The 9,822-nt window shown below is 71.2% G+C and carries 10 protein-coding genes; 6 read left to right on the plus strand and 4 right to left on the minus strand.

The annotated features are described in order from the left end of the window. Positions 1 to 615, minus strand: a 615-nt coding sequence (gene leuD / locus ACIOJE_RS30715) for a 3-isopropylmalate dehydratase small subunit (RefSeq protein WP_400780670.1), incomplete at its 3' end; no start/stop codon positions are given. A 34-nt stretch (positions 616 to 649) separates the two neighbouring features. Continuing rightward, positions 650 to 2,050 (minus strand): 3-isopropylmalate dehydratase large subunit, encoded by a 1,401-nt coding sequence (leuC, locus tag ACIOJE_RS30720; RefSeq protein WP_400780672.1) that lies wholly within the window; start codon positions 2,048 to 2,050, stop codon positions 650 to 652. Between the two features lie 329 nt (positions 2,051 to 2,379). On the opposite strand from leuC, the gene ACIOJE_RS30725 reads away from it, so the two are divergent. The 4 genes from ACIOJE_RS30725 to ACIOJE_RS30740 all read left to right on the plus strand — a co-directional run bounded on the left by ACIOJE_RS30725 (position 2,380) and on the right by ACIOJE_RS30740 (position 6,003). Beyond that, positions 2,380 to 2,799: a hypothetical protein gene (locus ACIOJE_RS30725; protein WP_280684691.1), complete on the plus strand. Its 420-nt coding sequence runs from the start codon at positions 2,380 to 2,382 to the stop codon at positions 2,797 to 2,799. A 713-nt stretch (positions 2,800 to 3,512) separates the two neighbouring features. After that, positions 3,513 to 4,142 carry a hypothetical protein gene (locus ACIOJE_RS30730; RefSeq protein WP_280684692.1) on the plus strand — a complete coding sequence of 210 codons (630 nt, stop codon included), beginning with the start codon at positions 3,513 to 3,515 and terminating at the stop codon, positions 4,140 to 4,142. A gap of 120 nt (positions 4,143 to 4,262) precedes the next feature. Beyond that, positions 4,263 to 5,066: an ArsR/SmtB family transcription factor gene (locus ACIOJE_RS30735; RefSeq protein WP_400780675.1), complete on the plus strand. Its 804-nt coding sequence runs from the start codon at positions 4,263 to 4,265 to the stop codon at positions 5,064 to 5,066. Between the two features lie 217 nt (positions 5,067 to 5,283). Then, a complete protein-coding gene (locus ACIOJE_RS30740) occupies positions 5,284 to 6,003 on the plus strand; it encodes an ATP-binding cassette domain-containing protein (protein WP_280684702.1) in 720 nt (239 codons plus the stop codon). Positions 6,004 to 6,580: 577 nt separating this feature from the next. Here the strand turns inward: ACIOJE_RS30740 and ACIOJE_RS30745 are convergent. Continuing rightward, positions 6,581 to 6,901, minus strand: coding sequence for a hypothetical protein (locus ACIOJE_RS30745; RefSeq protein ID WP_400780678.1), 321 nt, complete (start codon positions 6,899 to 6,901; stop codon positions 6,581 to 6,583). Positions 6,902 to 7,119: 218 nt separating this feature from the next. Between ACIOJE_RS30745 and ACIOJE_RS30750 the strand changes: the two genes are divergently transcribed. Then, a complete protein-coding gene (locus ACIOJE_RS30750) occupies positions 7,120 to 8,091 on the plus strand; it encodes a phosphotransferase family protein (RefSeq protein WP_400780680.1) in 972 nt (323 codons plus the stop codon). 606 nt (positions 8,092 to 8,697) lie between these two features. Here the strand turns inward: ACIOJE_RS30750 and ACIOJE_RS30755 are convergent. Then, entirely contained in the window at positions 8,698 to 9,456 is a 759-nt protein-coding gene (locus ACIOJE_RS30755) for a DeoR/GlpR family DNA-binding transcription regulator (protein WP_280684696.1), read from the minus strand. 124 nt (positions 9,457 to 9,580) lie between these two features. On the opposite strand from ACIOJE_RS30755, the gene ACIOJE_RS30760 reads away from it, so the two are divergent. After that, positions 9,581 to 9,822 (plus strand): hypothetical protein (locus ACIOJE_RS30760; protein ID WP_400780683.1); only part of this gene is annotated, 242 nt, incomplete at its 3' end.

The raw sequence follows: 9,822 nt of genomic DNA on the forward strand, positions 1-9,822 counted from the left end.
GCTTCGCTCGGTCCGGTCGAAGGCGCCGCGCGGGATCTCGGGCAGCCAGGCCGGGCGGCGCGCCTCGTACGCCTCGATGTCCTCGTTCCTGAGCAGGGTCGCCGCGATCACGTCCTGCCCTTCGAGCAGCCGGGCCCGGGCCCGTTCGTCGACCGTGAACGGGTGTTCGCCGCCGGGCCGGCGCAGCAGGCCGGCCCGCAGGTCCACGGTGACCCGCAGGCCCTCGGCGGACTCCGCGAGGGCCATCAGCTCCTCGACCACGGGGGTCGGCAGGTCGACCGGGACGAGCCCGTTGTTGAGGGCGTTGCGGCGGAAGATGTCGCCGAAGCCGGTGGCCACGACGGCGCGGAAGCCCCAGTCGCGCAGCGCCCAGACGGCGTGTTCGCGGGAGCTGCCGATGCCGAAGTCCCGGCCGGCCAGCAGGACCGTGGCGTCCGCGTACTGCGGCTGCTCCAGGACGAAGCCGTCCTCGGCGCGCCAGCGGGCGAAGAGCGCGTCCTCGTAGCCGCTCTTGACGACCCGCTTGCAGAACTCGGCGGGCAGGATCTGGTCGGTGTCGACGTCGTCGCGGCGCAGGGCGACCGCGCGACCGTGGTGTTCGACGAAGGGTTCCATACTGAGCTCGTCCTCTCTCCGGCCGGGCCGGCTGTCAGGCCAGATCGGCGGGGGCCGCGAGCCGCCCGGCCACCGCCGTCGCGGCGGCGACCGCGGGCGACACCAGGTGGGTGCGGGCCCGCGCCCCTTGACGGCCTTCGAAGTTGCGGTTCGAGGTGGAGGCGCAGCGCTCGACACCCTCGAGACGGTCGGTGTTCATGCCCAGGCACATCGAGCAGCCGGGCAGGCGCCACTCGGCGCCGGCGTCCAGGAAGACCTCGTGCAGCCCCTCCGCCTCGGCCTCGGCCCGCACCTGCATCGAGCCGGGGACGACCAGCAGCCGGGTGCCGGCGGCGACGGTGCGGCCGCGCAGCACCCCGGCCGCGGACCGCAGGTCCTCGATCCGGCCGTTGGTGCAGGAGCCGAGGAAGACGACGTCGATCGCGAGGTCCCGCATCGGGGTCCCGGGCCGCAGCCCCATGTAGGACAGGGCCCGCTCGGCCGCCGCGAGTTCGAGCGGGTCGGCGAAGGTCTGCGGGTCGGGGACGGTGGCGGCCAGCGGCACGGTCTGGGCGGGGTTGGTGCCCCAGGTGACGAGCGGGGTGAGCCCGTCGACGTCGAGGACGACCGTCCGGTCGAACACCGCGCCGGGGTCGGTGGCCAGGGTGGACCAGTCGGCGACGGCGGCGTCCCAGTCCGCCCCGGTGGGGGCGTGCGGACGGCCGCGCAGGTACTCCAGGGTGGTCTCGTCGGGTGCGACGATCCCGGCCCGGGCGCCGGCCTCAATGCTCATGTTGCAGAGCGTCATCCGGGCCTCCATGGAGAGCCCCCGCACCGCCTCGCCCCGGTACTCGATGAGGTGGCCCTGCGCCCCGTTGGCCCCGATCCGGGCGATCAGCGCGAGGATCAGCTCCTTCGCCCCGACCTCCGGGGGGAGTTGGCCGGTGAACTCGACGGCCAGCGTGCGCGGCCGACTGATCTCCAGGCACTGGGTGGCCAGGACGTGCTCCACGTCGCTGGTGCCGATGCCGAAGGCGAGCGCGCCGAAGGCGCCGTGGGTGGCGGTGTGGCTGTCGCCGCAGACGATCGTCATACCGGGCTGCACCAGGCCGAGTTCGGGCCCGACGACGTGCACGATCCCCTGCCGCCGATGACCGACCGAGTAGAGCTCGATGCCCTGGTCGGCGCAGTTGCGGCGCAGCGTCTCCAACTGGACCAGGCTGACCGGGTCGAGCACCGCGTCCGCCGTGGTGGCGACGTTGTGGTCCTCCAGCGCCAGGGTCAGCCCCGGGCGCCGGACGGCGCGGCCGGCCAGCCGCAGCCCGTCGAAGGCCTGCGGGGAGGTGGCCTCGTGGGTCAGGTGGAGGTCGATGTAGAGGAGGTCCGGTTCGCCGGGCCGGGCGGCCACGACGTGGCGCTCCCACAGCTTCTCCGCGAGTGTCCGTGCTGGGCCCATCGTCGTCCCTTTCTCCCCTGCACTACCCGTGCACCACGACCCTGAGGCGGAACGCCGGGTACCGCCTGCCGTCCGGCCGTACGGATCTCAGCCTCCATGCCGCCGCCCACCGCCCACCACGTCTTTAAGCCGGTGCGAAAACGCCCAGGACAGGCGATCACGTGCACGAAGAAAGGTGCAGAGAACTGCACCTCGGATCGGAAGTAAGCCCCCATGAAATCGGCTTCGCCCGGCCTCAGGATGGAGTCATCGAAGGCGGAACCAACGCCAGGACGACGGGCAGACAGATCATCGGATCCCACGGGAGCCAGGGAGGAAGCATGTACCCGATGCGGAGGAGCCGCGGGGCCGAGCCCGGAGGCCGGCGGAGCAGGACGGTCGTGCTGACCCTGGCCGCCGTCCTCCTGGTCGGCGCCGGAACGTCCGCCTGTGAGGTCAGCACCAAGGCCGCCGACCGGATCGAGCTGTGCGCGAAGATCTTCGGCAAGACCTTCACCGATCCGTTCCCGGACAACGTGGAGGAGGCCCGCAAGAAGATGCGCGACCGGGCCGACGAGCTCGACGGGCTGGCCAAGCAGGCCGGGGACGACAAGCTCCGCAATGCGATCCACTCGACCGCCGAGAAGATGCGCAACGCCGACATCCGGGAGAAGGGTACGGCGCGCACCGTGGTGGGTTACATCGGTGAGCAGAACGACCGCATCAAGGAACTGCGCCAGACCTGCCTCGACCACCACGACTACCCGTGAGGACTGGGCTTCCGAACCAGCGTCACCGTTGAGGCTCCCATGGAGCCCACGGTGATCCCAGACCGGAATCGGTGAACAGGGCACTAACAGTTCCCCCACCGATTCCCTTGGCCGGGCCCCTCGTTGGGTCCCCCGTCTTCCGAGGGGCCCGGCCGCAAATCTCCCCGTACCAATACAAGCCAGGAGCAGTCATGCCCGATTCGACCGGCTGGAAGCCCACTAAGGAACGCCCGATGTGGCCCTGGGTCGTCCTCGCGGTGGTCGCCGTTGGCGTTCTGATCAACGTGCTTATCACGATCTGACGAGCAGATCGAATCCGCACCTGAGGAACTTCCGCGCTCTTGGCAGGTAGGCCGAGGGCGCGGACCCACGTCCGGCGTGACTCCGACCCCATTGGCCCCTCGCGTCACACCCGTCACTCGGGCCACCCGGCCCGAGTGACGCGGGTAGACCCGAGTCGAGCAGGCTATCTGGATCAGGTGCAGAGAACTGCACCTTCGAACTGGCGAAGACTCGACTGTCACCCCCCTAAAGCGGGACGTAGCGTAGTCGGTACGGGAACCGGCATGACCATGTCGAGCTTGCGGTCACGCAAGTCCGCTCATCCACCTCACCGTGGACCCCGGCTCCCGACCCGCATACGTCAACGGCATTCTGGGGGACTCGTGCCACGTCTGCACTTCACATCGGCAAGCCTGTTGAGAACGCGTATCATGCCGACCCCTGACTGGGTCAGCGAATCACTCTTCGCCCTGGATCTGCTCTCTTCCCGGCACCGCCAGGCAAAACGCCGACTCCGATGGCATAAGACCCGTCCGGCCGGGCCGGCCCGTCGGCTGGGCCCCGCCCACCGCCTCGGGTCCACTCAACGGCTCGTCGAACTCGCCCGAACCATCCGCCCGTTCCCCGACCTGGACGCCATGGTCCGGCGCGCCCGCCGCACCGGAGACGACGCGGACACGCGTCTGCTCCGGGACCTGGAGTCCTTCTACCGCATCGTGGTCGCCCCACATTGGGACGTGATCTCCCTCACGGTTCAGAGCGACCGCAAGAAGCGGCTGGAAATCCTCCATGACTGCGGCGCCCGCGGCCTGCTGAGCACCCTTCACCCCGCCGTCCGGCTCTCCACCTGCTCCCTGGAGATACCCGGACAGAGCGAGGACGTACAACTGGAGGAATGCGGACTGACGATTGCGCCGTCCTACTTCCTGGCGCCCGATTCGCCGGTCCTGGTGGACGACCACACCATTGCCGACGGACCGACACTCTTCTATCCCATTCTCCCCGACGGACCGGCCTGTACGACCGAGGACGCGATCGAAGCGGCAGCGATGCCGGCCTGAGACCGATCACCTCCGATCACGACAGCGTCGGCACCTTCAAGGGGGAACACCGAAATGCGACGCATATTCTTCAGTCCGGCGAGCCTGGCCAAGGTATCGTCAGCCGCCCACCTGGATCCGATGAGAGAGGCGCTCTGCGCCCTGGAAACCTTCGCGACGGGCGGCGGAGGCCCCGTCTTCCATTCCTGGCGCCGACGGGTCGCGGGTGAACGGGACGGCCGCGCGCTGGCCGAACTCGCCCGCACCGTCCGCCCTTTCCCCGATCTCTACCGAATCCTCGAAAACTCCTCCGCGGCCGGATCCGGAAACGAATTCCGCCCGCGGGTTCTGCGCGACCTGGAGACATTCCACCGCATCGCGGTGGAACCGTACTGGAGCCAGGTCTCCACCCTGCTCGAAGTGGACCGGAACGCCCGGGCCCAGATCATGATGAGCGGCGGCGTCGACCAACTGCTCAGCACGCTGCACCCGGCGATCCGCTGGCGCCCCCCGGTGCTGGAGGTCCCCGGGACGGGGCACGACATCAAGCTGGAGTCGACCGGCCTGGAGATCGCCCCGTCACTGTTCCTGTTCTCCCGGTCGCCGATCCTGGTCGAACAGCAGGGCGACCGGCCCTTACTGCTGCTTTACCCGATCCCCGTCCCGCGCGAGCGGGAGAACCTCTGGGATCCGGCACCCGACGGCGAGCAGGCCCTGGGGGCCCTGCTGGGCCGCACCCGGGCGGCCGTCCTGCAGGTGCTGACGACCACCTGCACCACCACCGAGGTCGGCGAGCTGGTGGGCATCTCCACCGCCGCGGCGAGCCAGCACACCGCGGTCCTGCGGGCCGCCGGCCTCATCACCACCCTGCGCTCGCTCAACAAAGTCCACCACACCCTGACCCCCCTGGGCGGGGCGCTTCTCCGTGGGGATCCACTGGTCTGACAATTCGCCCTATACCGACGATTCTCGGAGTAACGAACCGGCAACACATTGCTACGCACGATCCGGATCTGACACGGATGGTCTAGGAAAGTGCACCATACATACGGATGCGGGCAGCATGGCCTAAACCCATTACGAGCGAGTAGGTTCAGGGCATGCAAGCACGATGCCTTGTCGCCGCACGCATCAATTACGGAAGCCTGGGAGCCGATTCATGATGGGAGGAGCATCAGCTGCGCGGGAAGCCGCCCCCAGCTGTGCCGTCACGCTGGAAAACGTGTCGAAAATCCACCCGGGCACGAACGGCCCCACGGCAGTCCTGCGCGAGTTCTCACTCGGTGTTCGAAAAGGCCGCTTCTGTGCCGTCATGGGAGACGAACGCGCCAGCACGACGGCGCTCCTGGAGTGCATGGCCGGCGTCACCACCCCGTCCACCGGAACGGTCCATTGGGCCGACAGTGAACGGGGTGCCGTCGGCGCACTCTGGGGTCAACACGAGCCCGTTCACCCGAATGTGACGGTTCGTGAATTCGTCGACCCCGGCACTCCCGCACTCGGCCGCCGCCAGGCCTGGCAGATCAGTCGGGCCACCCGACTGTGGCACTGGCGGCGGCCGCTGCGGAAGCTGGGCCGGGTCGAGCAGCACAACGCCATGCTGGCCCGGCTGCTGGCCGCCTCACCACGCCTGCTGCTGGTCGACACCCCGGGACACGACGACTCCCCCGAACTCGCCCGCGCCATCGGCGCCTCGCTCCGGCGCGCGGTCCGCGCCCTCGACCTCACGGCGGTCCTCGTGACCACCGACCCCGAAGCCGCCGCGTGCGCCGACAGCGTCGTCTTCCTGCGCCACGGCCGCCTGGCCGACGCTCTCGGCCCCTCCACCCCCGCCGAGATCGCCGACTGCCTCCAGCACCTCCGAAGAGGCCCGGCCTCCTGATCCACGCCCCGGCTTCCCCGGCGCCCTCTCCCCGGGCGCCCACCGGCGCCCCTTCCCGTGGCCCCCTTCCCCGGCGCCCCGGTCACGCAGTGCCCCGGTCGAGCGGGGCCCGGCACCTCCCCAGCCCGTCGGTCCCCCGGCCCTCGCGTGCCCTCCCGTGCACGGCGCCGTCGCGTCCCGGACCGTCGCCCGCGCACCCGGCCGACCGGCTGACGCACGCTTCACGCCCCGTGCCCCGCGTAGAGGTCGTCCTCCTCCCGGCGTCGGGCCACCTGCTCAGGAACCAGGCCCGGCCGGTCCTGGACCTCCTCCGTCCGGCCGACGGCACACCGCCCCTCCCCTCCCGGCAGCACTGCGCCCCCGGGCCGGACGCGGCGACGGGCGGCGTCGGCGGCGCCCGGCCCCGGGTTCGGGTTCGGAGTCGGTCCGCCATCCCGTAGTCCTGGGCGAGGAAGGTGGTCACCTCCTCGGCGTACGGCTGCAGTGCGGGCAGCTGCCCGGCTCGATGGGGGGGCCCGGCACGTGACCGACGATCAGCCGTGGACTGATCTCTCGGGGCCGGCAGGGGGATCACGGTTCACGGCCCAGGCGGGTGGTCCGCAGCCAAGTAGTAGCGGATGGTCTTCACGGGCAGCCCGGTGCGTGCGGCCAGTTCGCCGATGCCCACCGTGTTCCCGCCTCGGGTGCCGTGCGCTTGCGTGTCGTGCGTCAGAGCCGGTTGAACCTCCACCGCGCGGGAGCCGTTAGCGTCCTCGGCGATCCCCGCCCTCCGGTGTGCTCCGGGGCGGCACTCGCCGAGGAGGATCATCACATGCGGATTCTGATCGTCACCGCCGGTTCGCGAGGGGACGTCGCACCCTTCACCGGCCTTGGACGGCGCCTGCTGGACGTCGGCCACCGGGTCACTGTGGCCGCGCACCCGCCCTTCGCCTCGCTCGTCGGTGGGTGTGGCCTCGGCTATCGGCCGCTGATAGGGCTCTTTGAAATTCCCCACCCCTCGCTATGGGTGCGGACAGACCTGCTCGCCCAACTTCCCCACCCACCACCTGCACGCTGACTTGCGGACAGGCCCGTAAGGGCTCGCGCGTGCCGCCGTCCGGATGGTGAGGTGGCACGGTGACCAATCATGATGAGGCGGCGACTGTCCGACCGTTGACACTGGCCTGGGTGAGCCGGCACCTGGAGGCCGGCGAGCGGATCGTCGGAGCCGAGGCGCTGCACGGCGGCGCCACCGCCGACATGCGGAGGCTGACCATCGGCACGCGGGACGGAGGCACCCGGCACCTGGTGCTGCGCTCCTTCGTCGACCCGACCCGGCAGGGGCCGGCCGAGGACCTCCTGCACAGGGAGGCCGACGCCCTGACCACGCTCACCGGCACCGGCGTGCCGGCTCCCGGACTCGTCGCCGTCGATCCGACCGCCGCGCACTGCGAGTACCCCTCGCTCCTCATGACCCACCTGCCGGGCCGGACGGTCCTCGACGACGAGGGGCTGGAGACGCGCCTGCCCCTGCTGGCCCGTCAACTCGTGGCGGTCCACGCGGTGCGGCCAGCCGTCCGGCCCCGGGAGTACGTGGCGCTGACGACCGCCGACACGGTCGTGACCCCCGAGGGCGCCGACGCCGTGGTCTGGGCCGCCGCGATCGACGTGATCCGCAAGCCCGCGCCGCGCTACGAAGGGCGGTTCCTGCACCGGGACTTCCAGCCCGGCAACGTGCTGTTTGACCTGCCGCCCGAGGACCCGGCCGGTGCCGCCGGCGCCCGGATCGCCGGCGTCGTCGACTGGGCGGCGGCCTCCTGGGGCCCGGCGGACCTCGACGTGGCGCACTGCTCCACCAATCTCGCACTGCTGCACGGCCCGGCGTGGGGCCTGCGCTTCACCGAGGCGTACCAGGAGGCCGGCGGGATGCTGGCCGCGGCCGCGGACGAGCGGCTGTACTGGCAGGTGCGGGAGCCACTGGCGTTCTCGGAGGAAGTGCAGTGGGTGGCGCAGCCGTGGCGGGAGGCAGGACGGACCGAGCTGACGACACGAGCCGTGGAGGAGCGGCTGGATGCCTATGTCACCTCCCTGATGGACGCGCTGGGCTGAGCCAAGGCGGTCCGGGGCGCGGCCCCGGCCTCATCGTTTACCGCTCAACCAAGTGGGGAATCGAGCAGACCCTGGGGAATTTCGGGCATCCCCATCACCGCTGCCGGGCGACCCGTACGAACTGATCCGCGCCAGGGCCCGGGCGGCGTCGCCGGAGGAGGCGCGCGCGGCGACGACGGAGTTCCTGGGCCGGCTCGCCGACGGCGTGGTGCCGGCCGTGGCGGACGGCACCGACCTGGTGCTCACCGCGCTCGGCCCCGCATCGCTCAGCCAGGCGGCCGGCGAGGCCGTCGGCGTCCCCGTCATCGGCACCTACCTCGCACCGGCCTTCGCCACGCGGGAGTTCCCGCTGCCCGGTCCGCCGGACGGCGACGACCTGGGACCGGAGGGCAACGTCGCCGCAGGCCGGGCGCTGCTGGCCCGGGCCGGAGCGCTCCAGGACGGGGTCCTGACGCGGCTGCGCGCCCGGCTCGGGCTGCCCGCCGCCGCGTCGCAGGTACGGGCAGGGGAGATCCGGCCGGTCTTCCACGGCTTCAGTCCGCTGGTGGTGCCGCGCCCGGCGGACTGGCCGTCCGAGGTCGGGGTGACGGGCTACTGGTGGCCGCTTCAGGCCCGCAGGACCCGTACGCCGGCGGCCGTGACGGCCTGCTCCTGGGCGTCGGTCAACTGGTCGTCCGTGACGAGCTCGTGGATGTCCGGGAGCGGGCAGATCTCCGCGAAGGTGACCCGACCCACCTTGCTGCTGTCCGCCAGGACGACGGATCGGGCCGCGCTGCGCAGGAAGGCCCGGTCCGTGGTCGCCTCCATCTCGTCGTGCGTGGTGCAGCCCTCGCTCGCGGTCAGGCCGTCCACGCCGATGAAGGCGAGGTCCAGGTGGTACTGCGAGAGCATCCGCTCGGCCGCCGGTCCGACCAGCTCGTAACTCGCCGTCCTGGCGATGCCCCCGACCACGACCAGGCGGATCTCGGGCCGGACGATCAGATCGGCGGCGATGTTGACGGCATTGGTCACGATGGTGACCCCGCCGCGGTCGGCGAGCACCCTCGCCAGTTCGCCGGTCGTCGTGCCACCGGTCAGCCCGACCACGGCGCCGTCCGGGACCAGGCTCCCGGCGGCGAGGGCGATCCGCCGCTTCTCGGCCTGCCGCGTCCCGCGCCGGTGGCGCAGCGGCAGCTCCAGGCCGACCGCGCCGGTGACCGCACCGCCCCGCGTACGGTGCAGCAGCCCCTGGTCGTGGAGCTCCTGGAGGTCGCGCCGGATGGTGGCGGTCGAGACCTCCAACAGCCCGGCCAGCGCGTGCACATCGGCACTGCCCTCCTCGGTCACGTGCGCGAGGATCCGGGCCGTACGGTCAGCTTTGAGCATGCGGGGAGTTTAGACGACACCCCTGTGCGGCGGGCCGTCGGCGACCTTGGGACGCCTGCGACCTGCGCCGCCACGATTCACTCGGCGTCGAGTCCATCAATTCGGGTGCTCAATATTGACTGGAATGCAGCACCAATGCTCAACTCTGGTCGAGATCATCGACCCCCTCGGACAGCACGAGGCCCCGACGACGGGATCGCCGACCGCAGTGCTGCCCGTCCCGTCCCTGGAGGCGACCACCGTGGGCATGGACCGTACCGTCTTGGCCGGGGCCCGGCTGGTCCTGCCCGGCGCCGTCGTCGAGGGCGACCGCCTGGCCGTCGAGGGCGACCGCATCGCCGGCCTCGGCGGCGAGAGCGAACCCGG

Origin of the sequence: Kitasatospora sp. NPDC087861 (assembly GCF_044742585.1) — a bacterium.
Classification (GTDB): domain Bacteria; phylum Actinomycetota; class Actinomycetes; order Streptomycetales; family Streptomycetaceae; genus Kitasatospora.

Bases quoted from the DNA above. Each gene is read 5' to 3' on its own strand.
- leuC (WP_400780672.1), bottom strand. From the start codon at position 2,050: ATGGGCCCAGCACGGACACTCGCGGAGAAGCTGTGGGAGCGCCACGTC.
- ACIOJE_RS30725 (WP_280684691.1), top strand. From the start codon at position 2,380: ATGCGGAGGAGCCGCGGGGCCGAGCCCGGAGGCCGGCGGAGCAGGACG.
- ACIOJE_RS30730 (WP_280684692.1), top strand. From the start codon at position 3,513: ATGCCGACCCCTGACTGGGTCAGCGAATCACTCTTCGCCCTGGATCTG.
- ACIOJE_RS30735 (WP_400780675.1), top strand. From the start codon at position 4,263: ATGAGAGAGGCGCTCTGCGCCCTGGAAACCTTCGCGACGGGCGGCGGA.
- ACIOJE_RS30740 (WP_280684702.1), top strand. From the start codon at position 5,284: ATGGGAGGAGCATCAGCTGCGCGGGAAGCCGCCCCCAGCTGTGCCGTC.
- ACIOJE_RS30755 (WP_280684696.1), bottom strand. From the start codon at position 9,456: ATGCTCAAAGCTGACCGTACGGCCCGGATCCTCGCGCACGTGACCGAG.